This window comes from Nitrosospira multiformis, from assembly GCF_003050865.1.
GTDB classification, from domain to species: Bacteria; Pseudomonadota; Gammaproteobacteria; order Burkholderiales; family Nitrosomonadaceae; genus Nitrosospira; species Nitrosospira multiformis_E.
Window position 1 is genome coordinate 1 of sequence record NZ_QAOK01000003.1, and the last position, 24,126, is coordinate 24,126.

The 24,126-nt window shown below is 54.4% G+C and carries 21 protein-coding genes and 1 tRNA gene; 11 read left to right on the plus strand and 11 right to left on the minus strand.

The features are described from left to right. Positions 1-100 precede the first annotated feature (100 nt). Positions 101-176, minus strand: a tRNA-Met gene (locus C8R21_RS02270). A gap of 201 nt (positions 177-377) precedes the next feature. On the opposite strand from C8R21_RS02270, the gene C8R21_RS02275 reads away from it, so the two are divergent. Next, complete coding sequence (locus C8R21_RS02275) at positions 378-1,547, plus strand: UbiH/UbiF family hydroxylase (protein ID WP_107761259.1); 1,170 nt, start codon at positions 378-380, stop codon at positions 1,545-1,547. An 85-nt stretch (positions 1,548-1,632) separates the two neighbouring features. Then, the gene (locus C8R21_RS02280) at positions 1,633-2,352 is read left to right on the plus strand and encodes a DsbC family protein (protein ID WP_107761260.1); all 720 of its coding nucleotides are present in this window, start codon (positions 1,633-1,635) and stop codon (positions 2,350-2,352) included. Positions 2,353-2,403: 51 nt separating this feature from the next. On the opposite strand, the gene mltA is transcribed toward C8R21_RS02280, so the two are convergent. Beyond that, positions 2,404-3,597, minus strand: coding sequence for a murein transglycosylase A (gene mltA, locus C8R21_RS02285; protein ID WP_107761261.1), 1,194 nt, complete (start codon positions 3,595-3,597; stop codon positions 2,404-2,406). A gap of 550 nt (positions 3,598-4,147) precedes the next feature. On the opposite strand from mltA, the gene gdhA reads away from it, so the two are divergent. Continuing rightward, on the plus strand, positions 4,148-5,491 hold the full coding sequence (gdhA, locus tag C8R21_RS02295; protein WP_107761263.1) for an NADP-specific glutamate dehydrogenase: 1,344 nt from the start codon (positions 4,148-4,150) through the stop codon (positions 5,489-5,491). A 100-nt stretch (positions 5,492-5,591) separates the two neighbouring features. Here the strand turns inward: gdhA and C8R21_RS02300 are convergent, their stop codons facing one another. After that, positions 5,592-6,956 carry an NAD-dependent succinate-semialdehyde dehydrogenase gene (locus C8R21_RS02300; RefSeq protein ID WP_107761264.1) on the minus strand — a complete coding sequence of 455 codons (1,365 nt, stop codon included), beginning with the start codon at positions 6,954-6,956 and terminating at the stop codon, positions 5,592-5,594. Positions 6,957-7,101: 145 nt separating this feature from the next. Between C8R21_RS02300 and C8R21_RS02305 the strand changes: the two genes are divergently transcribed. The 3 genes from C8R21_RS02305 to C8R21_RS02315 are packed head-to-tail and all read left to right on the plus strand — an operon-like array spanning position 7,102 to position 11,258. Then, on the plus strand, positions 7,102-9,036 hold the full coding sequence (locus C8R21_RS02305; protein WP_107761265.1) for a lytic transglycosylase domain-containing protein: 1,935 nt from the start codon (positions 7,102-7,104) through the stop codon (positions 9,034-9,036). A gap of 10 nt (positions 9,037-9,046) precedes the next feature. Next, positions 9,047-9,985, plus strand: coding sequence for a complex I NDUFA9 subunit family protein (locus C8R21_RS02310; RefSeq protein WP_107761266.1), 939 nt, complete (start codon positions 9,047-9,049; stop codon positions 9,983-9,985). 31 nt (positions 9,986-10,016) lie between these two features. After that, positions 10,017-11,258, plus strand: coding sequence for a multifunctional CCA addition/repair protein (locus tag C8R21_RS02315; RefSeq protein WP_107761267.1), 1,242 nt, complete (start codon positions 10,017-10,019; stop codon positions 11,256-11,258). Positions 11,259-11,348: 90 nt separating this feature from the next. Here the strand turns inward: C8R21_RS02315 and msrA are convergent, their stop codons facing one another. The 7 genes from msrA to C8R21_RS02350 all read right to left on the minus strand — a co-directional run bounded on the left by msrA (position 11,349) and on the right by C8R21_RS02350 (position 18,363). Beyond that, on the minus strand, positions 11,349-11,825 hold the full coding sequence (gene msrA / locus C8R21_RS02320; protein ID WP_107761268.1) for a peptide-methionine (S)-S-oxide reductase MsrA: 477 nt from the start codon (positions 11,823-11,825) through the stop codon (positions 11,349-11,351). Positions 11,826-11,909: 84 nt separating this feature from the next. Beyond that, entirely contained in the window at positions 11,910-12,722 is an 813-nt protein-coding gene (locus C8R21_RS02325) for an SDR family oxidoreductase (protein ID WP_181258830.1), read from the minus strand. A 9-nt stretch (positions 12,723-12,731) separates the two neighbouring features. After that, positions 12,732-13,379, minus strand: a complete 648-nt coding sequence (locus C8R21_RS02330) for a thiol:disulfide interchange protein DsbA/DsbL (protein ID WP_107761269.1) — start codon at positions 13,377-13,379, stop codon at positions 12,732-12,734. A gap of 66 nt (positions 13,380-13,445) precedes the next feature. Continuing rightward, positions 13,446-14,039, minus strand: coding sequence for an SPOR domain-containing protein (locus C8R21_RS02335; RefSeq protein ID WP_258192205.1), 594 nt, complete (start codon positions 14,037-14,039; stop codon positions 13,446-13,448). Between the two features lie 14 nt (positions 14,040-14,053). Next, positions 14,054-15,799 (minus strand): arginine--tRNA ligase, encoded by a 1,746-nt coding sequence (argS, locus tag C8R21_RS02340; protein ID WP_107761270.1) that lies wholly within the window; start codon positions 15,797-15,799, stop codon positions 14,054-14,056. Between the two features lie 95 nt (positions 15,800-15,894). After that, positions 15,895-16,932, minus strand: a complete 1,038-nt coding sequence (locus C8R21_RS02345) for a DUF2278 family protein (RefSeq protein WP_107761271.1) — start codon at positions 16,930-16,932, stop codon at positions 15,895-15,897. Between the two features lie 162 nt (positions 16,933-17,094). Then, complete coding sequence (locus C8R21_RS02350) at positions 17,095-18,363, minus strand: TIGR03790 family protein (protein ID WP_258192206.1); 1,269 nt, start codon at positions 18,361-18,363, stop codon at positions 17,095-17,097. Between the two features lie 164 nt (positions 18,364-18,527). Between C8R21_RS02350 and C8R21_RS02355 the strand changes: the two genes are divergently transcribed. Further along, positions 18,528-19,646: a rhomboid family intramembrane serine protease gene (locus C8R21_RS02355; protein ID WP_107761390.1), complete on the plus strand. Its 1,119-nt coding sequence runs from the start codon at positions 18,528-18,530 to the stop codon at positions 19,644-19,646. A 120-nt stretch (positions 19,647-19,766) separates the two neighbouring features. On the opposite strand, the gene C8R21_RS02360 is transcribed toward C8R21_RS02355, so the two are convergent. Further along, the gene (locus tag C8R21_RS02360) at positions 19,767-20,144 is read right to left on the minus strand and encodes a Fur family transcriptional regulator (RefSeq protein ID WP_107761272.1); all 378 of its coding nucleotides are present in this window, start codon (positions 20,142-20,144) and stop codon (positions 19,767-19,769) included. A gap of 152 nt (positions 20,145-20,296) precedes the next feature. Here C8R21_RS02360 and C8R21_RS02365 point away from each other — a divergent pair, with 152 nt between their 5' ends. The 4 genes from C8R21_RS02365 to C8R21_RS02380 all read left to right on the plus strand — a co-directional run bounded on the left by C8R21_RS02365 (position 20,297) and on the right by C8R21_RS02380 (position 23,742). Continuing rightward, positions 20,297-21,139, plus strand: coding sequence for an all3515 family Zur-repressed PEP-CTERM protein (locus C8R21_RS02365; RefSeq protein WP_107761273.1), 843 nt, complete (start codon positions 20,297-20,299; stop codon positions 21,137-21,139). A 115-nt stretch (positions 21,140-21,254) separates the two neighbouring features. Next, positions 21,255-22,520, plus strand: coding sequence for a GTP-binding protein (locus C8R21_RS02370; RefSeq protein WP_107761274.1), 1,266 nt, complete (start codon positions 21,255-21,257; stop codon positions 22,518-22,520). 135 nt (positions 22,521-22,655) lie between these two features. Further along, positions 22,656-23,033 carry an RNA polymerase-binding protein DksA gene (dksA, locus tag C8R21_RS02375; RefSeq protein ID WP_107761391.1) on the plus strand — a complete coding sequence of 126 codons (378 nt, stop codon included), beginning with the start codon at positions 22,656-22,658 and terminating at the stop codon, positions 23,031-23,033. A gap of 10 nt (positions 23,034-23,043) precedes the next feature. Beyond that, positions 23,044-23,742, plus strand: a complete 699-nt coding sequence (locus tag C8R21_RS02380) for a DUF1826 domain-containing protein (protein ID WP_107761275.1) — start codon at positions 23,044-23,046, stop codon at positions 23,740-23,742. The last annotated feature ends 384 nt before the right edge of the window (positions 23,743-24,126 follow it).

Below are 24,126 nucleotides of genomic sequence, written 5' to 3' on the forward strand. Positions count from 1 at the left end.
GAATTACCGCATGAGGGTCTTGGCTCAATGCGGTTGGAACGGTGTGATCAACCGTGTCTGATGAATGACCCATCCCCCGTTAATGGGAAAGAGCCCAGAATGGTAGCGAATCCCAGATTCGAACTGGGGACCAACGGATTATGATTCCGCTGCTCTAACCACTGAGCTAATTCGCTACTGTTTTATATGGAAGGTCTGACATTATGCCTTCGCACCACCTTCCTGTCAAGATTCGGATTGGCGGCACCAGTTTATCCAATTGATTGATTCAGTTATTAAAATAGGAGGGGCGCAGCTGTTGTTTACCGAGGCAAAAACAGGCGTACCGGCTTATCCATGCATCCCCGCGCAGCGGAAAGCGGCTGTATAATGGTTCCATGAAATTCGATATCGTTATCGTGGGGGGGGGATTGGTTGGAGCAAGCCTGGCGCTTGCCCTCAAGGATAGCGGTCTGAAAATAGCGCTGGTTGAATTCCGCCCCATCCCGCCGCTTCCTGACGATGAGAGCTGGGACAGCAGAGTCTACGCCATCAGTCCGGGCAGCGCTGCATTCCTGCAAAACCTGGGAGTGTGGGACGCTCTCGACCAGGAGCGGGTGACTCCTGTTTACAATATGGCGGTCTTCGGCGACGACAGCGCGGCGCGGCTGGATTTCAGCGCCTACAATATCGGCGTCCCCGAACTGGCTTTCATAGTGGAGAACCGCCAGCTCCAGAACGCCGCCTGGAAAGGACTCAAGCACCGCGGGAATCCGATCCAGGTTTTTTGTCCCGCGCAATGTTCCATGATGCTCCGCGCCGAGTCTCACGCCGAACTGCATCTCGATGATGGAACTGTCATGCAGACGGGGTTGATCGTGGGGGCGGACGGGGTGAATTCCTGGGTACGCGAACAGGCAGGTATTGAAGTGGCGCGGCATTCCTACCAGCAGATGGGGGTGGTGGCAAACTTCGATGCAACGCGTCCCCATAATAACGTCGGCCACCAGTGGTTTCGGCGCGATGGCGTGCTGGCGCTGCTGCCAATGCCTGGCAGAGTGGTGTCCATGGTATGGTCTACAAAGGAAGAACTCGCGCAAACGATGCTCGAGCTCCCTGAAAAGGAATTATGCGAGCGCGTCGTCCGGGCTTCGCAACATGTCCTGGGTCAGATGCGGCTCGTTACGCGGCCTGCCGCTTTTCCCCTGAATTTTGTACATGTGAAAAAGCTGGCCCAGCCACATCTTGCGCTCATCGGCGACGCAGCGCATGGCATACATCCCCTTGCGGGGCAGGGCGTGAATCTCGGTTTACGCGATGCGCAGGAACTCGCCTCTGTTATCCTCACGCGCGGACTGCAATCGGATTGCGGTGATTACCTGTTGCTGCGTCGTTATGAACGCGCCCGCAAGGAAGACATCCTGGCCATGGAACTGGTTACCGATAGCTTGCAGAAGCTGTTCAACCATACTCACCCGACACTCATTCGCCTGCGCAATCTGGGGCTGGAAATCACCAACCAGTTGCCCCTGATAAAAGACCGCTTGATGCAGCAGGCATTGAGTTGAATCCGGCTGATTCGTTTTCCTGTCCATCCACTAGAACAACCGCAGGCCGTCCGGCTGCATCCCATCCCAAAACGGAGTAAAGACCATGCGTTCAAAACTCGTTTCTCTCGCTTTGCCTTCTCTATTGCTATGCTTCCTTTCCAGCGCGTCCGCTGACGAGGCATCCCTGAAAAAAGCGATTCAGGCAAATTTTCCCGGGGAGAAGGTCGAAAGCATAAAAAAAACCCCCTATCTCGGTCTATATGAAGTGGTGGTGGGAGGCGAATTGTTCTATACGGACGACAAGGTTTCGTACCTTTTTTTCGGTCACGTAATTGATCCGAAAACGAAGGAAAGCCTGACTTCCGAACGCTTGCAACAGATCAAGGAAGCTCGGCGCATAGATGTGGGCACTCTTCCCCTGGAGCATGCGATCAAGGCGGTCAAGGGGAATGGAAAACGCAAACTTGTCGTTTTCTCCGACCCGAACTGCCCTTTTTGCAAGCGTCTGGAAAAGGAGCTGGTTAACGTAACGGATGTAACGGTCTATACCCTGCTTTATCCGGTGCTGAACGGTTCAATCCCGACCGCGACGGCGATATGGTGCTCCGAGGACAGGCTCAAGGCTTGGGAAGATTTCATGCTCAGGAATATTGCGCCCGCCGGCAAGGATTGCGCCACACCCATAGACGTGATTCTCAAGGCAGGGAAAGAAAACGATATAAGCGGTACGCCTACCCTGATTTTTGCCAACGGCTCGGTAACGCCGGGATTGATTCCCGCGGAAACCATAGAAAAGAAATTAAACGCGACCTCCACGAAATAAATAAATCGATGACAGGCGCTGGGAAGCGCCTGCATCCTCCAGTTCGCGGATTTATCTGGAGCTTCCCAGTACTCGCGCGGCAGGTGGAAAGTCCTTGGGCAGATATTCCACCGGCATCAATACCCACATTCTCCCCGTCTGCCTCATCTTGCCCGCGTTCTGCGCTGCGTCAGGGCCAAATCCCCAGAAAAAATCCGCCCTCACATTTCCTTTGATTGCCCCGCCTGTATCCTGCGCCACCATCAACCGTTGAAGCTGCTCATCGGTATTTGGCCAGGTAGTGGAAAGAAAGACCGGAGCGCCCTGGGGGATCACACGCGGATCCACCGCAAGGCTTCTTCCAGCCGTGAGAGGCACACCCATGGAGCCGAACGGACCCGCCATCGTACCCGGCAGTTCACGGAAAAAGACGAAGCTTGAGTTCTGATGCAAAATATTCGGCAATTTCCGGGGATTCTTCTGCCCCCAGGCCTTGATTCCCTGCATTGAGGCTCTTTCCAGGGGTAATTCGCCGCGATCCACCAGCAGCTTCCCGATGGACCTGTACGGGTGGCCGTTTTGATCCGCGTACCCCACCCTTACGATCTCGCCATTTTCAAGCTCCACCCGACCGGAACCCTGAATCTGCAGGAAAAACAGATCGACCTCGTCATCCACCCAGAGCAGTTCTTTTCCCTGTAGCGCTGCAGGGTTGCCGGATATTTCGGCCCGACTATAGAAGGGGACCACCTTGCGCCCTTCGAGTCGTCCCCGCAACCGCATGTTTTTGAGCTGGGGATAGACGGAACTCAGATCCACTATCAGCAGTTCTTCAGGGGTGGTGTAAAGCGGATAGCGGTAACGGGCGGAAGGCGTGCGGCTCCCCTTGAGCAGAGGCTCGTAATAACCGGTGATAAGACCATTCTCGGTCCCATCAGGATTCAATACCTGGTAGGGAACAAAATAGCTTTCAAAAAACTGGCGCACCGTATCGTCATCCTGTCCTCTCATGGAATCAGCCTGAATGCAGGCTTCCTGCCATAGCGCCTTTTTTTTCAAAACAGTGCAACTCTGGAGGAACGCATCCAGGGCCGGCACAATCTCGTCATCCCTCCAACCCTCTACTGTGTCCCAATCAGCGGCTTTGAGCACAGGCATGGGCTGGGGTTCGGCCGGTTTCTCCGTGACACGGGGAGTAGGAATGATATTGCAGGCGCCGAGCAACAGTAGCGCGACAACGGTAAGTGTGCGTAATTGGTCTTTCATGAAGTTTTGGGTTAAAGTTTCATATCGGAAATCTCTGAAAGAGCAATCCCGCTCGTGGCGGCATCAGAGGCTTCCTCTTAATATACATCATGGTTGATCCTATGTGGATATTACTGCTTGAAGCCGGCGTAGCGCTGTCGCTACTGATTCTCGTCGTCTGGTGGACGACAAGACCCCAAAAGAAGGATGAGGATGAAGACAATAAAGAGTAAGGACCTCAAGATCCCGGGCTGACAGTTGGACAGTTGAAAGGCGGATGAGAGGATGGCAGGATATGATAACGAAGAACAAGAGCACCTCTGGTCCGGCGCGCTTTGACTTGTCGGTTCGCTTTCCCTGGGAGCGCCTCATTGAAATGATTTTTGAAAGCCTGTTGCCGGAAAACAAGACGTCCGATGCTTCGATGTTTCATCTCTTCCACACGTCCCGCGCATCCAGCTTTCCATCGCGCAATTCCGAACATAAATTCAGTGCGATTCCGCAAGTTATTTGGCAGAATACTTGTCTTGGGAAAATGGTTTAGCACAAGAGGACATAAGGGGAATAACCAATGAAATATCGCAGTTTCGAGGAATTCTGCGCGTACGTGGCGGAGCATAATCCGGGACAGTCCGAATATCTCCAGGCAGTGACGGAAGTCATGGAGAGCCTCTGGCCCTTTATTACGAAAAACCCTCGTTATGCGGAGCATGGCATTCTCGACCGCCTTGTAGAGCCGGAGCGAATAATCATTTTTCGTGTGTCCTGGGTGGATGATCGGGGTGAGGTGAAGGTCAACCGCGGTTACCGCATACAACACAGTTCCTCCATTGGCCCCTATAAGGGGGGCACCCGCTTTCATCCCTCGGTCAATCTTTCCATCCTCAAGTTCCTTGCGTTCGAGCAAACTTTCAAGAACGCGCTTACTACACTTCCCATGGGTGGCGGCAAGGGTGGCGCCGATTTCAACCCCAGGGACCGCAGCCCGGGCGAGATCATGCGCTTCTGCCAGGCCTATATGACGGAGTTGTTCCGGCATATCGGATCTGATGTCGATGTGCCGGCGGGGGATATCGGCGTGGGAGCCCGGGAAGTGGGCTTCATGGCAGGCATGATGAAAAAGCTTTCCAATCGTGCTGACTGCGTCTTCACAGGCAAGGGGTTGAGTTTCGGCGGGTCGCTCATTCGTCCGGAAGCTACCGGCTACGGTACCGTCTACTTTGCCGAGGAGATGCTCAAGCAATCCGGACGCTCGCTGGAAGGCATGCGCGTTGCCGTCTCGGGTTCGGGAAACGTGGCGCAATATGCGGTGGAGAAAGCAATGGCGCTTGGCGCCAAAGTGATAACGGTTTCCGATTCAGACGGCACAGTAGTCGATGAAGAAGGTTTTACCCCCGAAAAGCTCGCTGAACTGATGGATGTGAAGAATAAACAGTATGGCCGTATCAACGCCTACGCAGAGCGTGTGAAAGCCGATTTTATTCCCGGTAAAAGACCGTGGCATGTTCCTGTAGAGGTCGCGCTTCCTTGCGCCACACAGAACGAGCTGAATGAAGAGGACGCCGCCACGCTTATCAAAAACGGCGTGATATGCGTGGCAGAGGGCGCCAACATGCCTTCCACCGCGGAGGCGGTAAAGCACTTCGAGCGCAGCGAGGTTCTTTTTGCGCCCGGCAAAGCCAGCAATGCAGGCGGTGTAGCCACCTCCGGTCTGGAAATGAGCCAGAACGCCATGCGTCTTTCCTGGCAGCGGGAAGAAGTGGATGCCCGATTGCTCCAGATCATGCAGGCTATCCACCGCTCCTGTACGGAGCATGGGCGGCGGGAAGATGGCACCATCAGCTATGTCAACGGGGCGAACGTGGCAGGTTTTGTAAAGGTGGCGGATGCGATGACAGGCCAGGGCGTGATCTAGGGCCTGAGTGAGCAATCTCCGGTCCCGGTTCGCTCCTTCCTGTTTCAAGGAGGGAGAAGAGAAAACGGAATGAACTCGCGCTGTGGGGTTTTTTGTGGAGTCATCGTACCCATACCGTTTTTACATTAACGAACTCCCGGATGCCATGATAGGACAGTTCCCTACCGAATCCGGAGTTTTTGGTTCCTCCGAAGGGAAGGCGTGGATCTGACCTGACCATGCCGTTGATAAAGCTGCAACCCGCCTGGATTCGATGCGCCAGTTCCTCGGCGTGTTCGGTATCTCGGCTCCAGATGCTGGAGCCGAGCCCGAAGCGGGTGTCATTGGCAATGCGAATGGCGTCCTCCTCGTCTGCCGCGCGTATCACGGCCGCCACCGGTCCGAATAATTCCTCGTGATAAGCTCTCGTCGCGGCCGTGACACCATCCAGGATGGATGGGAGATAGAATGCGCCCTCCCCCTCCCGCGGTTCGCACCCGAGAACCACTTGGGCTCCTTGTGCAATCGAATCAGTTACTTGCTGATGCAGGTTTTCCCGCAGATCAAGTCTTGCCATCGGACCGACCTGCGTCGCCTCGTTCAGGGGATCGCCCATTTTCAATTCTTTTGTTTTCTTTATGAGCAGCGAACCAAGCTCATCGGCAATGTCGGCCACAGGAATAATGCGCTTTGCTGCAATGCATGACTGTCCACAGTTCTGAAAGCGCGATCTCACCGCAAAGGTGGCGGCGAGTTCCAGGTCCGCATCCTTCAGGACGATAAACGCATCCGACCCGCCGAGTTCCATCACGCACTTCTTCAAATGCTGTCCTGCCTGGGAAGCTATTTCCCGACCGGCCCGCTCGGAGCCCGTGAGTGTCACCGCCTGCACGTGATGGCTGGCGATAGCCTCACCCACTTCCGATGACTCTATCATAAGCGTGCTGAAAAGGTGCGGGGGAAAACCGGCATCCTGGAACAGCCGCTCGAGCGCCAAAGCGCACTGCGGAACATTCGATGCATGTTTCAGCACGCAACCATTTCCCGCCATGAGTGTGGGAGCGGCGAAGCGGATCACTTGGAAAAAAGGGAAATTCCAGGGCATCACGCCTAGGACGACTCCAAGAGGCTCATAGGACACGTAACTTTTGCCGGCACCGGTCTGAACCATCTCGACCTGCATGAAATGCTCGGCGTGCACTGCGTAATAATCACAAACCAGCGCGCACTTTTCCACCTCCGCGCGACCTTCGCGCACAGGCTTGCCCATTTCCGCAGCTATAAGAATGGCATATTCGGCTGCCCGTTCATGCAAGAGGCTGGCGGCTCTGTGCATAAGCTCTGCGCGTTCGGGAAAACCCAGTCGCGCCCATCCAGGCTGTGCACGATATGTTTGCTCCAACGCCTCGGCCAGACGATTGCGATTCCAGCTCATATAGGTTTTCAGTGTCTTATTGGTCGCCGGATTCAAACTGATGTATGGCATGATGTGCTATTCTTAAAACAAAATCCGAATGGGAACAGGGGCTGGCAAAAGGAAATAAAGGAAATAAAGGAAAACAGCCTGTAAGTGAACCTGGAGCAGATACGCTCTTCAATTTTTTCCCTCAATTACTAATGTATAGCAGGTTATGAAGAAACTGTTGATCGGGCTGTTTTTGGCAATAACCTCCACTGCAACATGTGCAGCCGCAAGAAATCAGGACTTCCTTGCCCTGAGGCACGCATATCAGGCCGGCAACACTGCGCGCGTGAATATGTATGCGCAACGGCTGCAAGGACATGTGCTTGAGCCTTATGCAGCGTATTACCAACTGCGACCGCAACTCTGGAGTCCGAAGCTGAGTCCGGAGACTGTCAAGGAGTTTGTTGAGAAATATCGCGATAGCCCTCTCAGTGACCGCCTGATGGGGGAATGGCTGAAGGTCCTGGGCTGGACCGAGCGGTGGGATCTTTTCGCGGAAAACTATCCGCGCATGGTCAACAAGGATGTCGAGCTGGTCTGCTACTCTCTTCAACAGCGCTTGGCGGCAGGCGATCGCAGCATCTATAAGGAGGCATTTCCGTTATGGTTCAATGCACGCGAGATGCCGCAGAGCTGTAATCAGATATTCGATGTGTTGATCACTGCCGGAACGCTGACGGACGATGATATCTGGTCAAGGCTACGTCTTGCTCTCGAATCCGGCAATGTCAGCGCGGCAAAACGCATCAATGAATACCTGTCCAAAAATCAGCGTCTGAACGAACGCAAGCTGAATGCCGCCACAGAAAACCCTCTTCGCTATCTGGAAAGGCATCGGCGTGAGATCAAAACACGCTCCGATCGGGAAATTGCACTTTTCGCCATGGTGCGTTTGCTCCGCAGCGGACTTGATCAGGCGCATGCTTATTGGCCGCGGATACGCGCCCGCTTCGGCGCACCGGATCAGGCGTATTTTCTGGTGCAACTTGCGGACCAGGGGGCGCGACGGCTGGATCCGCGCGCATTGCAGTGGTTTGGAGAAGCCGCCAATACGCATAAGTCTGTTCAGCTCACCGACGCCCAGCTTGCCTGGAAAACCCGCACCGCCTTGCGTGCCGGGGACTGGAATCTCGTGCTGGATACGATCGAGGCCATGTCGGCGGCGGAAAAACGAGAGGGGGTCTGGCGTTACTGGAAAGCGCGTGCGTTGGGAGCTAAAGGAAAAATAAAGGAAGCAAATGCCATCCTTGCACCGTTGAGCAGCGAGCATCATTTTTACGGGCAACTGGCCGAAGAGGAGTTGGGCGTTACCATCGGCGCTCCTGCGGAATCCTTCAAGCCGACAGCGAAAGAAATTTCTGCAATGGAGCGGACGCCTGGAATCGCGCGAGCGCTGGCCTTCTACAACTTGAATTTGCGTCCGGAGGCGGCACAGGAATGGATCTGGGCCGTGCGAAATTTTGATGACCATAAGCTGCTGGCGGCTGCGGAAGTGGCCCGCCGTCACGGGCACTACGACCGCGCCATCAATACCGCCGACAGAACCGTGCAGCGCCACGATTTCCACCTGAGGTTCCTTGCACCGCATAGAGATGCAATGCGCAACATCCTGAAGCAGCAGGATCTCGACGAAGCATGGGTCTACGGCCTCATTCGCCAGGAGAGCCGTTTCGTCAGCGATGCCAAGTCCAGCGCCGGCGCCATGGGGCTGATGCAATTGATGCCTGCCACGGCAAAATGGGCATCCAAACAGGTGGGGCTGAGAAAGTATCGTCCGAGCCTGGTGACGGAGGTAAACACCAATCTGACACTGGGCACCTATTATATGAAACACGTGTTGACCCAGTTCGACAATCAGTCGCTGGCTTCAGCCGCATACAACGCTGGTCCCAGCCGAGTGTGGCAGTGGCGTGATGAGAAGCCGCTGGAGGGCGCGATTTATGCTGAAACGATCCCCTTCAATGAAACACGCGATTATGTCAAAAAGGTGATGAGCAACTCCATGTATTACGCCCGCAACTTCGGGCATCAGGTCAAGGCGCTGAAGCAGCGCCTGGGTATTGTGTCGTCCCGGTTCGGGAGTGAAAAAGTGTCGGAGTGAGGGGTCTGACATGACATTCAAGAATGTCTGCATTTTCGGTGGCAGTGGCTTTGTCGGGAAACATCTCGCAAATCTCCTGACCGACGGGGAAATCTACCTGCGTATTCCCACACGAAACTACGAGCGTGCGAAGGAGTTGCTGGTGATACCCACTACGGATCTGATCGAAGCCGATATCCACGATGATAGAGACCTCGACAGGCTGCTCCTTGGCATCGATGCCGTGATCAACCTGGTAGGTGTGTTGCAGGGTGACTTTCATGCCGCCCATGTCGAACTGCCGCAAAAGCTCATCGCGGCCTGCAAGCGCAACGGCGTCACCCGCATACTGCATATGAGTGCCCTGAAAGCCGGGCCGGGTCAACCGAGTGAGTATTTGCGTTCAAAGGGAGAAGGAGAACAGATCGTAAAGACATCCGGGTTGGATGCTACTGTTTTCAGGCCGTCAGTCATATTCGGTCCTGGCGACGCCTCAATTAATCTGTTTGCCAGGCTGGGGCGCCTGCCGGTCTTGCCGCTGGCCTCACCCCATGCAAAATTCCAGCCGATCTTCGTCGAGAATGTCGTGCAGGCGTTTGCGCTCAGCCTGGATGAACCGCGTACTTTCGGGCGAAGCTACGACCTGTGCGGACCGAAGTGCTACAGCCTTCGCGAACTGGTGGAGTATGCGGTGCATGTGACGGGACACGATCCCGCCATCATCGGCCTTGGGGATGCCCTTTCCCATCTTGAAGCAGCAGCCATGGAGATACTGCCAGGCAAACTGATGAGCGTCGATAATTATTATTCCATGAAGATCGACAGCGTGTGCGACTGCGATAATTCAGAGGCACTGCTGGAAGTCTGGGGAATTCATCCTACGGCACTTGAAGAGGCGGCACCGGTATATCTGAATCATCAGTTGCCCCGGGAACGTTACGACTATCTGCGGCATTGGTCAGGGCGTTGAATGCGGATAGATTCATACAGCTAGCTCCGGAATGAAAACCTATCTGGTGGGCGGTTCGGTGCGCGACGAAATACTGGGACTACCCGTAACGGATCATGATTACGTGGTTGTCGGCGTCTCGCCTGAAGAAATGGTGCGACTTGGCTTTCGCCCGGTAGGAAAAGATTTTCCCGTTTTTCTTCACCCGCAAAGCCAGGAACAATACGCGCTGGCGCGCACGGAGCGCAAGGTTTCGCGCGGCTACAAAGGGTTTGAGGTTTATGCTTCCCCCGAGGTTACACTACAGGAGGATCTGGCGCGCCGTGATCTGACAATAAACGCGATCGCGAAGGATGAGCACGGCAATATCATCGACCCTTTCGGCGGAGTCGCTGATCTGGAAGCCGGGGTGCTCCGGCATATCGGCCCGGCATTCATTGAAGACCCGGTGCGTGTCCTGCGTACTGCTCGCTTTGCTGCACGTTTCGGTTTCCATATCGCACCCGAAACCTTGGCGCTGATGAACGAAATGGTCCATAACGGGGAGGTGGACGCCCTGGTGCAGGAGCGGGTGTGGCAGGAGTTTGCACGCGGTTTGATGGAGCGCCACCCTTCACGCATGTTTTACGCGCTGCGCGAGTGCGGCGCCCTCACCCGTATCATGCCTGAAGTGGATGCCTTATTCGGCGTGCCGCAACCACCGCAGTATCACCCTGAAATCGATACCGGGGTACACGTAATGATGGTGATCGACTACGCCGCTTCGAGGAACTATTCCCTGGCGGTCCGGTTTGCCGCACTCACCCACGATCTCGGTAAAGGCACGACTCCTCCGGAAGAATGGCCACGCCATATCGGACACGAGGCGCGCAGCGTCAAACTGGTGCAGGGCCTATGCGAACGTATCAACCCCCCTAACGAAATGCGGAACCTGGCATTGCTGGTGGCCCGCTATCACGGCGACGTACACCGCGCCGCCGAACTGCGCCCTGTCACGATCGCCAACCTGCTCCAGGGAGTGGATGCATATCGCAAAGCCGAGCGCTTCGAAGAATTCCTGCAAGCCTGCTCGTGCGATTTCCATGGGCGGCCGGGCTACGCGGAGAGACCTTATCCCCAGGCGGATCGATTACGCGAAGCGTTTCACGCGGCCAGAAGCGTGGATGCGGGGACGATTGCCAAAGAACTGGCAAGAAGTGTTTCCGATCCCAGCCGCCTGCCTGTCGCCATTAACACCAGGGTAAGCGAAACCCGTATCGCTGAAATCAGAAACCGTCTTGAAAGCCTGACCTGAAGATCGCTTTTTCCTTCGATAGGCCTGAGCGCACTAAAAATTGCGCCAGGAAAAGCGGGGCATAGGCTTTTCTTATAGCTGAGTTAGCGCTCACATCTGGCAGTGTCCGGAGATACCGCGCTTTTCGAGGTAGCGTTGATGATATTCCTCGGCGGGATAAAAATCTGAGGCAGGTGTAATTTCAGTCACGACTGGGGCGCACCAGCGGTCGCTTTGCTCCAGTTTTTCCTTCGATGCTCGCGCCGCGCTCTCCTGTTCAGGGGTGTAGAAGAATATGGCGGAGCGATACTGTCTACCCACATCCGGTCCCTGCCGGTTGAGCGTAGTGGGATTATGGCAGTTCCAGAAGATGTCGAGCAACTCATCATAGCTGACCTGGGACGGATCGTATTCCACCTGCACTACCTCGGCGTGGCCAGTCTTGTCAGTGCACACGTCGCGATAGGACGGATTTTTCAGATGCCCGCCAGAGTAGCCGCTGGTAACCTCCTTTACGCCTCTAACTAAACGAAAAGCGGCCTCCACGCCCCAAAAGCAACCTGCTCCAAAAATCGCTTTTTCTGTCATTGCTGTACCCTTATGTCATGTAAACCATGATCGGCGGACTGGCTACATTGGTTAATCGGTTAAATGGTGTTTTCTCCGTACAAATCAATCGGGAACCTGATAATTTTCTTTGGAGCCTTTGTGGCCTTTGTGGTCTTTGTGATTTAGGCGAGGTTTACGCGGTGCCCTGGCAAACAACCGGTCATACAGGAAATTTGGAAGCAACCGCAAGACGCGCGCGACAATTGCCATCTGCCACGGTATTACGGCAAACGATTTCTTGCTCTCGATAATGCGGGCGATCTTTCGGGCGGTGTCGTCCGCCGTCAGGATGAAGGGCATGGGGAAGGGATTATCGGCTGTCATGGGCGTTACGACATAGCCGGGGCAAATGGTTATGACGGATAGGCCGCTTCCATGCAATTCGACGCGGAGGCTTTCCAGGTAGCTGATTGCAGCCGCCTTGGAAGCCGAGTAGGCGCCGCTGCCGGGCAACCCGCGATACCCGGCGACACTTGCAATTCCGACCAGACTACCCTGCCCGACGGTGCGCATGACCGAAACAAAGGGCTGAAAGAGGTTCACCATGCCGACAACATTCGTGGCGAGAATATCCTCAAAAACCTCCTTGTCTTCGACGCATTCGGTAAGCGTGCCGTGGCTGATACCTGCGTTGGCGATGACGATATCGGGACAGCCATGGCGGACGATAAAATCTTCTGCCGCAGTCCGCAGGGCAGAAGCATCACGCACATCGGCGACGTAGATAGATACTTCCGCCATCTCCGCCGCAAGGTTCTCCAGCAAATCCGCCCGCCGCGCAATCAGGCCGAGCGTTGCGCCGCTGTCGGCGTAATAGCGCGCCAATGCCCTTCCGAGGCCTGCGGAGGCGCCACTGATAATGACTTTTAGTGTCAACGGAAGAGGCTATTTCCGGGTCCGTTCCTTGCGCACTTTCTGTATCAGCTCTTCCATGGTTCGAATGGTATCGTCCGGCGTACTGCCCATTCTGCCACTCGTGAGATATCTGCCATCCACCGCTATCGCAGGCACGCCGGTAAGGCCATAATCCTTCGAGAAATGCACCGATCTGGATAACTGATTCTGTACCGAGAACGAATTGTAGACATCTATAAATTTCTGACGGTCTATTCCCTGCTTTGCAATCCAGTCGAACAGCACGTCCTCCCTGCCCAGGTCTAACCCGTTTCTGTGAATGGCATCATAGACCTTGTCATGCAGCCGATCTTTTTCTCCCAGTGCTTCCAGCGCATAAAATGTTTTTGCGGCCGGCTCCCAGGTTGGACGAAAAACCGCCGGAACATAGCGGAAGCTGACATCCGCGGGCTTGTTCTTGAGCCAGGCCTTGATGCGTGGATGCAACTCGTAACAGTGCGGACAGCCGTACCAGAAAAATTCCATGACTTCTATATTCTTTCCCCCTTCCGTTGGAAAAGGACGGGGCAGGACCTTGTAATCCTTTCCTTCGACGATATCCGCGCGAGCAGTGGAAATCGACGGAAAGTTCATACCGGCCAGCAACAGGAATGCGGTAAGCAGCCGCAGTAAATTCATATTTTTCTCCTTCAGTTGAACGTCCCGAGATTGGTGGATCGTTTATTGGTCCCTGTCTTGCTGCCCCTACGCTCCCTCATGCACCCTGATGGGGCTTGTCTGGACGCCGTTCTGCTGGAGCGACGCACGAATCCGGTTCATGTCATCCACATTGGAAAAAGGTCCTACACGTACGCGGTGCCACAGTCCCTTTTGCGGGACCTCGGCAGTCTGGACAGCCGCTTCCACTCCCAGCATCGCCAGCTTCGCTTTCATATTATCGGCATCATCCGGATTCTGGAATGCCCCCGCTTGAAGAAAGTACTTATCCTGAGAGGTCGGCTGCTTGGCAACCTGTTTCAGCTGCTGCTCCGTTACAGGTTCCTCCGTGGAGGGAAGAATATTATAAAATTCAAAGCGCGGCTTGCTGTCGGGCGCTTTCGCGGTTTTGTCTTCAATGCCAGCCCCTTCCTCTTCTTTCTCAGACTTCTCCACAGCATCCCCGCTCGCGGCACCGTTCGCCTGCTTGTCCTGGGAGATAAAGGGACTGGGCGCTTGGCTCATGTACATCCAGGTGCCCATGGCGGTGAGAAGACCCAGGACATAGCCGATAAACATTCCGAAAAAGAGGGTGCCTGTTTTCTTTCCAGAGTAAAGAGGCGTTTTATAATCTCGATTCAAGTAAGGATGCGTCATCACATTTTAGCTGGCGCGCTCACGCCCAATAGTTTAAGACCGTTATTCAATACCTGTCTGACCGCCGCCACAAGCGCCAATCTCGCAAGACGGACCGCCATCTCCGGCACCAGGAAACGAGTAGAATTATAGTAACTGTGGAACTCGCCTGCCAGTTCCTTCAAGTAAAAGGCAATGAGGTGGGGAGAGAATTCCCTCGCCGCGGCTTCGACCGTTTCGGGATAGTCGATCAGCTTCTGCAACAAGGAGAGCTCCGCAGGACCGGTTAATGCAGAGGTGTCGGCTGTAACCAGCATGCCTGGATCTTCATCCCACTGTTCCAGCACGCTGCACACCCTTGCATGCGCGTATTGCACGTAATACACCGGGTTATCGGTGCTTTGCGACTTTGCCAGGTCCAGGTCGAAATCGAGATGCTGATCGCTCTTGCGTAATACGTAAAAAAAGCGCGCCGCATCGGTTCCCACTTCCTGGCGCAACTCCCGCAAGGTGACAAATTCTCCCGCCCGGGTGGACATCGGCACCTTCTTGCCATCACGGTAGAGTACGGCAAACTGCACCAAGGCAATTTCAAGTTTCCCGGGATCGAGCGCCAATGCCTGAATGGCGCCTTTCACCCGTGAAATGTAGCCGTGATGGTCCGCACCCCAGATATCGATCACACGGTCGAATCCTCGTGAGAATTTGTTGAGGTGATAGGCAATATCGGAGGCAAAATAGGTGAACTGGCCGTTTTCGCGTTGCACCACCCTGTCCTTTTCGTCACCGAAATGGGTGGAGCGGAACCATTTGGCACCATCCTGCTGATACAGGTAATTGCCTTCTTCGAGCAGATGAACAGCCTGCGCCACATTCCCGCTGTCGAATAAGGATTGCTCGGAAAACCAGATATCGAAGGTGACGCCGAATTCCATCAGATCGTTGCGGCAATCTCCCAATTGCTCGTTCAGAACGAAGTTATGGATGTAGGCATAATCCTGCCCCAGCAGCTTTTTCGCGTTGGCAATCAATCCATCAAGGGCAGCCTCTGTGCCCGCTTCCGAGTCGGCAGCGCTATCAAACAGCAGTTCCGGCTCATGCACATAACGTCCGGCATGGGCTTTATGAATCAGCCTTGCCATGTCGCGTACATACTCCCCCTGATAGGCATTGGGCGGAAAGGCTGATGCGACACCGTTCAGTTCCAGATAGCGCAGCCAGGTGGAAAGCGCGAGAATATCCATCTGGCGGCCGGCATCGTTGATGTAATACTCGCGTGTGACCGAATAGCCTGCGGCCGCGAGCACATTGGCAAGGCTTGCGCCAAATGCCGCACCCCTGCCGTGTCCTACATGCAATGGACCCGTGGGATTGGCTGAAACGAATTCGACCTGGATTTTTTCCCCTGCGCCCATGTTGCTGTGACCAAACTTCTCGCCGCTCTCCAGCACATATCGCGAAAACTGCTGCTTGGCCGAGGTCGCGAGAAACAGATTGATAAAACCCGCGCCTGCAATTTCCACTTTTTCCAGATAAGGGGAGGCGGCGAGTGCGGTGGCAAGAGATTGCGCAATGTCGCGCGGCTTTTGACGCAATGGCTTGGCCAGTTGCATCGCCAGGTTACAGGAATAATCGCCGTGGCTCGACTGCCGCGGACGGGCAAATTCTATATCGAGATTCAGGTCCGCCCATCCCCTGTCATTCAGGGTATTGCGCAGGATATCGGTAAAATGGGATTTGAAGTTAGGCTGAACAGGGGGAATCACGGCATTCTCGGCTGTTACACAGCCGCTATTATAACGGCCTCCGGCCAAGTTACGCGCGTCAGTTTACGGTGGGGGATGGATAAATCGCAGTCTTGCTAAAAGATAATCGTCCAACCCGGCTGATTTGCCTGCTGCCTGGTGTAGGATACACCATGCACCTTCAGGCCGTTCTGGTTCAGCAGGGTGATGATGCCCCCCTTGTTGGACAGCGCGACCGGAGGCTGAATATCGATCCGAAGCGGCGCGCCCGGCTCGATAGTCCCGCTCAGCGGCATTTTCGCTTTCTGCTTGTCAGCCAGTTGCCAGCCCGCCAGGGAAATAGCGCGATCACTTGCGTTCAATATATTGACCCACTCCTTTTCGGGAGATTCGATCGAATTAACCATTGCCGAAATAATGCGCACCAGTCCGTCCGGCAGTGCTTCGGTCGGCTGCGGCACGATCGGATCCGGATTCCTCGGTTCTCCCTCTTCACCTTCGGCCAACGTATGGCCGGTCCGGTCATCGGTATGCCAGCTTTGCGACTGAAATTTCAAGAAAACAGCCGTCCACTGCCGCTGGAGAGGAAAATGGAATAGCGCCCCGCCATCCTGCCACACGCCATCATCCTTGATAAAGCTTCCGACATTTCCCTGGTTCATGTGAATATCGTGTATGCCGTTACCGGGCAGAAAACCAAAATACTTATCCGCCTTGTTGCTCTCCGGTCCCCACCTTTCACCGAAGGCGTAAACCAGGGCCTCTTCATCCGCCATCGCGCGCTGCACGATCTGATCGAGCTTCTCGTTCAGGTCATTATCGGGGCCGGGAAGATCGGGTGGAAGCGGCGTCATCATCCCGGGTTGCAGGAGGTTGCCGCGGATCAGATCAAGTGCACCCGAGCCGGAGTTGGGTGCAAGCCGGCTAAAGCCGCTGGGAAGCGCCTCTATCGTCGAGGTGAGCGGATGGACAAAATAAGGCTTGATGTAATACATCAACTCGGATGGAGCCAACTGCGATCGCACGTTGATTGCAATGCGGTAGTGGGTTCCAGTCTCATCGACAAGATGAATCTGATAGTGGGGGGATGATCCCGAACCTAAACGACGGCCTATTGCCCTGCCTTTCAGAACACCATAATTATTGAGCGGCATATTCTTCTCCAGGGTTTATTCAGTGATCTAGTTATTCAGCATAGCTGCAAACCCGGCCGTCTGCTCTTCGAATACCATGCTTCGATCGAACCTCTTTATCGCCTATTGCTCTATTGTCTATGCGGTTGACCTCTTCATAAATCCATACTCTTCGGACAACATCTACCATCTCAACCGCAGGTAGCCTTCTGTTTGATTGAAATTGAAGCGCAGTCGATTCATGCCGCGCCGGATTGCGGCCTGCCTGGGCAATGGCTTGAACGGTCCTGCGGCTGAACGGGACTGCTCGATTCGAAGTTGTGTTTCACGTGGCGAGAAAATGCGTAATTCGAACTGCCCGGTGCGAATTTCCCGCAACTCCGGCGCAAATGGCTGCGCGAGCGGCTCTCCTATGAACACGCCCTCTCCCGGCCATGCCACGCTCTTCCAGTAAGCTTCGATGGCGCTGGCGCCAAGCGCATAGTGAAACATGGCAATAGCGGGAAAAGGAAATTTCTGCATATGGCTGCAGGGTTCCACCACTGTCCCATAACTTGCCGTGGCTCCGGCCTCAAGCCATTGCACGCTGCTCATCTGGCTTGAGCCTGTAAGCTGCCCTCCCGCCGAGGTCAGATGGTCCGCCAATGCGCCCGGCAAAAAATCCAGCGTATCGAGCTGCGGTACCCGAACCAGTCCCGTGAAGTAAAATAGAACGTCGTGCCGGTCGGTAATCGCATCCGTTTCAAGAATCTCGATGGGAAAAACGCCGTTCAGTTGCTGTGCTGTCATTTCGAAATAATTCGCGCGCACGCTTCGCGCCTTGTCAGAAGTAATGACAAGATAGGCATGTCCTGCGGGGAAAGTGTGATCGGCTGCCACCCCGCGATCGATCAGCGATTTGACCTGTTCGAAATCGAGCCCCGCCAACATCATCGCCGGCCTCAACTGGTGGTCACTGACAGGATGATGACTCGGTGAATTGAAATAGGGACTGGCGGCAGTTGCGCTGCAATTAAAGGAACAATACTTCTCGTCGAATCCGAAAGCCAGCGCAGAAGTCAGCGACATGCAATCCACCCGGTAGGGAAGGGTCCAGGCCACTGCGTAGGCCTGGACGTGCGCAGGCACCTTCTGGTCTATCTCGGCTTTCAGTTCCTGAAACTCCTCCCGTGACAGTGCGGTTCGACCGGGAGGAAACTGTAAATGAATCATATTGGCCGCCGGAATGCCGCGCGCCTCGCGGTAGTACTGTCCAATCTGCACTGAAAGAGGGTCGCTGTCATTGATGATGACGGCGACGTCGTCAGAGGTAAGGCTGGTTTGCGGCAACTGGATGTGCGTTTCGGCCTTGCCTGCCGACGGGAGCAATAACAGCATGACAAGTGGAGTGGCGACAAGGAGCGCAATCCGCATTGCCAGAAGAAAGCTGGATTTGCTACCGGTACGCTGCATCTCTCTGGGTCAGGCACATTATCCGCTGCACCCGGCTGGTGGAAAAGCATCCAGGAAACCAATGCCCCGAAAAGGGGATCAGAGAGGGATTGTTATTCCTTATTGCATCAATACGTTTCATCCGCATGCATCATAATGATTCCAGAAGAACAGGTCTACCTTCCATGCTGTCACTCCATGATCTTCTTCACCGGCAGGTTCCTCGAGTTCCAGTAACGAAGCTGCTGGTGGCGACCAACCTGCTGATCTTCGTAGCCATGCTTGCCAGCGGAGCAGGCTTGTGGCACTCATCCAACAGCGTACAACTCGCCTGGGGCGCCAATTTCGGTCCCGCTACCCAGGATGGGGAGTGGTGGCGCCTCGGGACCGCCATGTTCCTTCATTTTGGCCTGGTCCATCTCACATTGAACCTCTGGGCGCTCTGGGATGCAGGCCAACTGGTTGAACGCATGTACGGGCACGCGCGCTTTACCGCCCTCTACTTTGCCAGCGGTCTTGCCGGCAATCTGCTCTCGCTGGTTGCACATAAAGGCTTGGCCATCTCCGGTGGCGCTTCAGGCGCCATTTTCGGCCTATATGGCGCCCTGCTGGTATTTCTCTGGCGCGAGCGCGGCAGGCTGCATCCCCACGAGTTCCGATGGTTTTTCTGGGGCGCCACGGCCTTTGCAATTGTCAGCCTTGGACTCGGCCTCGCAATTACCGGTATCGATAACGCTGCTCATATCGGCGGCTTCGTAACCGGTCTGCTCGGTGGAATAATATTTGCGGACCCCGCCAGGATGAGCGGAAAGTCTTCTCACGTGTTCAGCAGTCGCCTTTCCGCTATAAGCATTCTTGCACTGGCCGTCTTCACGCTGATCGTTCGGATTCCACCTCCCGCCTATAAGTGGAGCGAGGAAGTATTGGCGCGCAAGGAAATCGGCAATTTTCTGCGCGATGACAGGGCGATCACCCAGGCCTGGCAGCATATACTCGATGAGGCCAGGAGAGGAGGAGTCTCCTTTGACGAACTGGCGGGACAAATCGATACCGCGGTGGGTAATCCCTATGAAGAAAGCTTCGAGCAGCTTTCGGAACTTCCACCTGATCCCGCATTGCCTTCTGCCGCTACAGTAGAAATGCTGCGAGACTACGCCGGACGCCGCAGGGATGCGTCCCGCGCCCTTGCGGAAGGTCTGCGCACCCACAATCCCGCGCAAATCCGCCACGCGCTGGAAATGGCGAGGCAGCCGCTCCAGTTACCCAAGCTCTCCCCCCCAACCCCGTCCACCCTACCCCGCTGACGCTGCCCAATCCCGCGTTTCGCGAAGATGAGACACGCAAGTCTACGCCAGATGGCAGTTAAGTACGTTGCGTCGGATATCGCGGCATCCGTGTTGGAAATACCGTAACTTTGATCGATTTCAATGTTTGGGAACGCAATCGCTACACTGCCCATAAAGAATCAGGTCATATTTATCGATCACGAAGTTGCGGGGTACGTGAAGATTGTTCTTTTTGATGCTGTCGTGAATGTCGAATACCTTGCTGCAGGTACTGCACTTGAAGTGATAGTGATCATCCAGCTTGGCCATTTCGTATCGGTCCGCTTCACCAGGCAGCTTGACGGGCAGAATGTGTCCTTCTGCTACGAGATCTCTCAATGTCCGGTAAACGGTAGCAATACTCAGAGAGGATACCGCAGCCTTTCCTGCCGCAAGTATTTCCTGTGTCGAAAGCGGCCTTCCTGCCCCTGAAATGACGTCAAGAATTGCATCCCGCTGCCGAGTATTACGTTCCATGAATTTGCCTCAACAATATCATTCCATATCTATATAGATATTATCCGATTCACGAGCCTCTTAACTCTCATTATGTCATCGTAGCCTTGACCGAATACTGTTGCTATTGATATATTATTATCATTCAAAATAACTGAAAAAAGAGGAGATAGATGAGCCTTACATCGAAAAGCAGTATCTTGGGACTGGTCGCTCTGGCGCTGACGCCCTTCCCTTCGTCGGCAGCTTCGAGGCATGATGAGGGAATCAGGTTCTATATTGGCTATGATGGATTGTCCACATTGACTTCCGGGACGTATGCCGGATTATCCAATCCGAACTCGAACCGCCTGACTCTTTTGCTCGATCACGGCAACCATTTTCATGGTATCGGGACATACAGTTACACTGGGCCAACCTCTTCACCCGACATACTGTCAACCAACACGAATAATCGGATTCCTGAGATTTCTTCCAAGGAAGAACCTCTTCCGCTGGCACAAGGGAATGGAATCTACGCAGATACGTTGCGAACAAATGTTAGCAGTTCGGAATATAGCTACCTCGGCATAGCTTCCATTCAGTCACTTGCCAACCACCCCTCAGGCAGTATGGAAGATGTCCTTTTCCAAAGCAGCAATAACCGCTGGTCAGATCAATTGAATGATGTGGAAATCGGACTCAGGCTGGTCGAGAGCACACCTGAGTTACATATCGGGACGGAAACCACGAAGGACGTTTACGCCGGCAGCGATATATTTACTCTAGGGGCAGGCAATGATTTCGAGTTCAAGCCGGTTTATTGGACCGATACAGCGGCTCCAGCGGGCATTTATTCGGCAACTTTCGAATTGCTAAATACGGAAACAGGCTCGTCCATCCTGGACTCGGGCACATTCCATTTCGATTTCAACGTTTCGCCTATACCCGAACCGCACACTTACGCAATGTTCCTGGCGGGTTTGCTCCTGGCGGGATCGATAGTGAGAAGGCGACTGCACTGGCTGCACTACTGATACTTTCTTTGCTCTTTCTCGTAAATAAAAGTCTCATTCTGAGGAAGCACTTCCGAAAGTAGAGCAAGCGGGTCGATGAGTGAGACTCCATTCAACTAAATCAGCCAGGATCATCATGACGCTAATCGATCAACGCCTGCCGGTCACCGTGCTGTCCGGTTTTCTCGGAGCAGGTAAAACCACTTTGCTCAACCACATTCTGGCCAATCGCGAAGGATTGCGCGTGGCAGTAATCGTGAACGATATGAGCGAAATCAACATTGATGCATCACTTGTAGCTATAGGCACTCAGAATGCGGGTGCCGCTTTATCGCGCACTGAAGAAAAACTGGTGGAGATGAGCAACGGCTGTATCTGCTGTACCTTGCGCGAAGACCTCCTGACCGAGGTGCGCAAGCTTTGCGCCGAGCGCCACTTCGATTACCTGCTGATCGAGTCGACCGGTATCGGGGAACCCATGCCCGTTGCCGCCACGTTTGATTTCCGCGATGAAAATGGAAACTCACTCAATGATATCGCTCGCATCGATACCATGGTAACGGTCGTCGATGGGGAAAATCTGCTGAAAGATTTTACCAGCGAGGAGTTGCTCGCCCAGCGCGGGGAAGTGGCGGGCGAAGAGGACGACCGCTCGCTGGCCGGCCTGCTAACCGAGCAGATGGAATTTGCGGACGTAATTGTCATAAACAAGGTGGACAGGGTGACGCCTGCGCAACTCCACGAGGTGATCGGCGTGATCAAGGCATTGAATCCAACGGCGGAAATCATTCATGCCCACCGCGGAAACGTCCCCTTGAACAAGGTGCTCGGTACCGGCCGGTTTAACCTTGATCGTGCCAGCAGGATGGCTGGCTGGGTCAAGGAATTGGCGGGCGAGCACACTCCGGAAACGGAAGAATTCGGGATCAGCAGTTTCATTGTACGCCTGCCTGAACCGCTGCATCCGCAGCGCTTCGCCGCTTTCCTCGAAAAATCCTTGCCCGGAATCCTGAGAGCAAAGGGTTACGTCTGGCTGGCCAGCCGCCCGGACTGGGTAATCTCGTATTCGCGTTGTGGCAATACTGCTGCTGTGGAACCGGTGGGACGCTGGTGGGCCGCCGTCCCAGAGGAACGATGGCCCGCGAAGGGCAGTGAAGAGCGCCAAGCAATAGAACAATCCTGGCGCATGCCTTATGGGGACAGGATCAATGAAGTGGTTTTCATTGGTCGTTTTAAGGATCGCGCCCAGGACCTGAAAGCCGTAGAGCAGGCATTTGCGGAATGTCAGCTTGAAGCTGCCGAAGTTCGCAAGGGTATCGATTACTGGCGCAAGATGCCGGACCAGTTTCCCCAATGGACACCGTTGGCTCTCGCTTCAGAAGGGGAATCAGAGTACGCATGAGTGCAGTCATTCCCCAGATACCTTTACCAGTATGTCATCAGCCGGAGAAGTGACAAGCCACGCCAATCAACCGTGAAAACCGATCAGCTTTCTTCCTTCGAAAAATCACTTCTGACCGCCCCGCCAGAGGAGTACATGTCTCTTCCGCAATTGGAATTCTTTCGTGCTCGCCTGGAGGATGAGCGGGAGCGACTGCTGGAGTGTGCGCGACGTACGCTGGAGCAGATGCAGGAGGTAGCCACAGAGCCCGATTTCAATGACCGCGCCAGCAGGGAGGAAAAATTTCTGCTGGAATTCCGGGTACGGGATCGGGAACGCAACTTGCTGAGAAAGATCGAGCAGGCGCTTCAACGCATCGAAGACGGGACTTATGGCTGGTGCCAGGAAACAGGCGATCCTATCGGTATTCCCCGTCTACTGGCAAGGCCAACTGCCAACCTGTGCATCGGGGCCCAGGAACGCCACGAGTTGCTTGAGCGCACTCATGGTGCCGTAGCGTTAGAAGAACCGTGAGGGATATAGTATGGCCGTTCTAGTAACCAAGGCGCTTTCTCCCAATCTGACTCAAGATTGGGAACCCCAACCGTACGCATATATCACCTCTGAGCTTGAGGAGTTGATACGGATATTCCATCCCTTCACCCAGATCGTGATATGCCAGCGAGATACCAGCAACATTGTGGATCGCTACATACAACAGGGATTGGAAAATAACCTTTTCGGAAACGGTTTTCTAACGGTTATCCGTTCTGAGGAAGGTCTCGCACCGGATTTTCTGCCTCCGCTTCCCGGTCGAGAAGCAATGGTTGAGGATGTGCGCTTCCTTGCGGAGCTTTACTCTGACCTCATGGGATGTAATGAAATTGCTCTGCGTCTGGAAGTGCTTGATAAAGCAATGTGTCCCCGCTTTCATGTCGATCGCACAGGTATTCGTCTGGTTTGTACCTATCATGGACAGGGAACGGAGTGGATCAATGACGAACGGGTTGATCGTGATAAACCTGAACTGAACTCCCTTGGTTTTGCTGACAGCGCTCCCAGTCTGCTTGATGAAAGAACCAGGGTCGAAGCGACAGCACCCTTCGACATTACCCTCCTCAAGGGGTCTCTATGGCAGGGGAACCCTCAACGAGGTGCGCTCCATCGTTCTCCTGCCGTCGCCGCAGGTCAATCCCGTGTCCTTCTTGTAATGGATGCAGTCTGGGGTAGCAACCCCGGCTAATCTTAGCCCTTCCCTCTTCCTCCTTCGGCAACACATTTTAACCATCGGATCTTTATCTCAGTGCTATCCGCATCAGCACTGTAGGCAGGATATCCTCTCTGGTTACCCTCCCAGCCATTTGTCATGCAACTCGTCTGGCACGTCCTTTCTTGACATGCGCAGCTTATAAACTAAGGTTAATAGGATAAACAAAATCCAAATTCAGCAATTATCCATTCGGTCTCGTAAAGTAAAAGGAATCCCCCAAGTGGCGGGAATAAATTAACTTTGGTGTAACCCCCGAAGCAGATAATGTTTGGAAGTTCCGGCTTCTCAAGCAAGCTCGTTTACTTAATGCAGGATTGACTGTTTCCTGTAGTGATTGAAATGAATCAGGAGGATATA

What these genes read in the sequence shown, in the direction of transcription:
- C8R21_RS02275 (WP_107761259.1), top strand. Translation starts at nt 378, where the DNA reads ATGAAATTCGATATCGTTATCGTGGGGGGGGGATTGGTTGGAGCAAGC.
- C8R21_RS02280 (WP_107761260.1), top strand. Translation starts at nt 1,633, where the DNA reads ATGCGTTCAAAACTCGTTTCTCTCGCTTTGCCTTCTCTATTGCTATGC.
- mltA (WP_107761261.1), bottom strand. Translation starts at nt 3,597, where the DNA reads ATGAAAGACCAATTACGCACACTTACCGTTGTCGCGCTACTGTTGCTC.
- gdhA (WP_107761263.1), top strand. Translation starts at nt 4,148, where the DNA reads ATGAAATATCGCAGTTTCGAGGAATTCTGCGCGTACGTGGCGGAGCAT.
- C8R21_RS02300 (WP_107761264.1), bottom strand. Translation starts at nt 6,956, where the DNA reads ATGCCATACATCAGTTTGAATCCGGCGACCAATAAGACACTGAAAACC.
- C8R21_RS02305 (WP_107761265.1), top strand. Translation starts at nt 7,102, where the DNA reads ATGAAGAAACTGTTGATCGGGCTGTTTTTGGCAATAACCTCCACTGCA.
- C8R21_RS02310 (WP_107761266.1), top strand. Translation starts at nt 9,047, where the DNA reads ATGACATTCAAGAATGTCTGCATTTTCGGTGGCAGTGGCTTTGTCGGG.
- C8R21_RS02315 (WP_107761267.1), top strand. Translation starts at nt 10,017, where the DNA reads ATGAAAACCTATCTGGTGGGCGGTTCGGTGCGCGACGAAATACTGGGA.
- msrA (WP_107761268.1), bottom strand. Translation starts at nt 11,825, where the DNA reads ATGACAGAAAAAGCGATTTTTGGAGCAGGTTGCTTTTGGGGCGTGGAG.
- C8R21_RS02330 (WP_107761269.1), bottom strand. Translation starts at nt 13,379, where the DNA reads ATGAATTTACTGCGGCTGCTTACCGCATTCCTGTTGCTGGCCGGTATG.
- C8R21_RS02345 (WP_107761271.1), bottom strand. Translation starts at nt 16,932, where the DNA reads ATGCCGCTCAATAATTATGGTGTTCTGAAAGGCAGGGCAATAGGCCGT.
- C8R21_RS02350 (WP_258192206.1), bottom strand. Translation starts at nt 18,363, where the DNA reads ATGCAGCGTACCGGTAGCAAATCCAGCTTTCTTCTGGCAATGCGGATT.
- C8R21_RS02355 (WP_107761390.1), top strand. Translation starts at nt 18,528, where the DNA reads ATGCTGTCACTCCATGATCTTCTTCACCGGCAGGTTCCTCGAGTTCCA.
- C8R21_RS02360 (WP_107761272.1), bottom strand. Translation starts at nt 20,144, where the DNA reads ATGGAACGTAATACTCGGCAGCGGGATGCAATTCTTGACGTCATTTCA.
- C8R21_RS02365 (WP_107761273.1), top strand. Translation starts at nt 20,297, where the DNA reads ATGAGCCTTACATCGAAAAGCAGTATCTTGGGACTGGTCGCTCTGGCG.
- C8R21_RS02370 (WP_107761274.1), top strand. Translation starts at nt 21,255, where the DNA reads ATGACGCTAATCGATCAACGCCTGCCGGTCACCGTGCTGTCCGGTTTT.
- dksA (WP_107761391.1), top strand. Translation starts at nt 22,656, where the DNA reads ATGTCTCTTCCGCAATTGGAATTCTTTCGTGCTCGCCTGGAGGATGAG.
- C8R21_RS02380 (WP_107761275.1), top strand. Translation starts at nt 23,044, where the DNA reads ATGGCCGTTCTAGTAACCAAGGCGCTTTCTCCCAATCTGACTCAAGAT.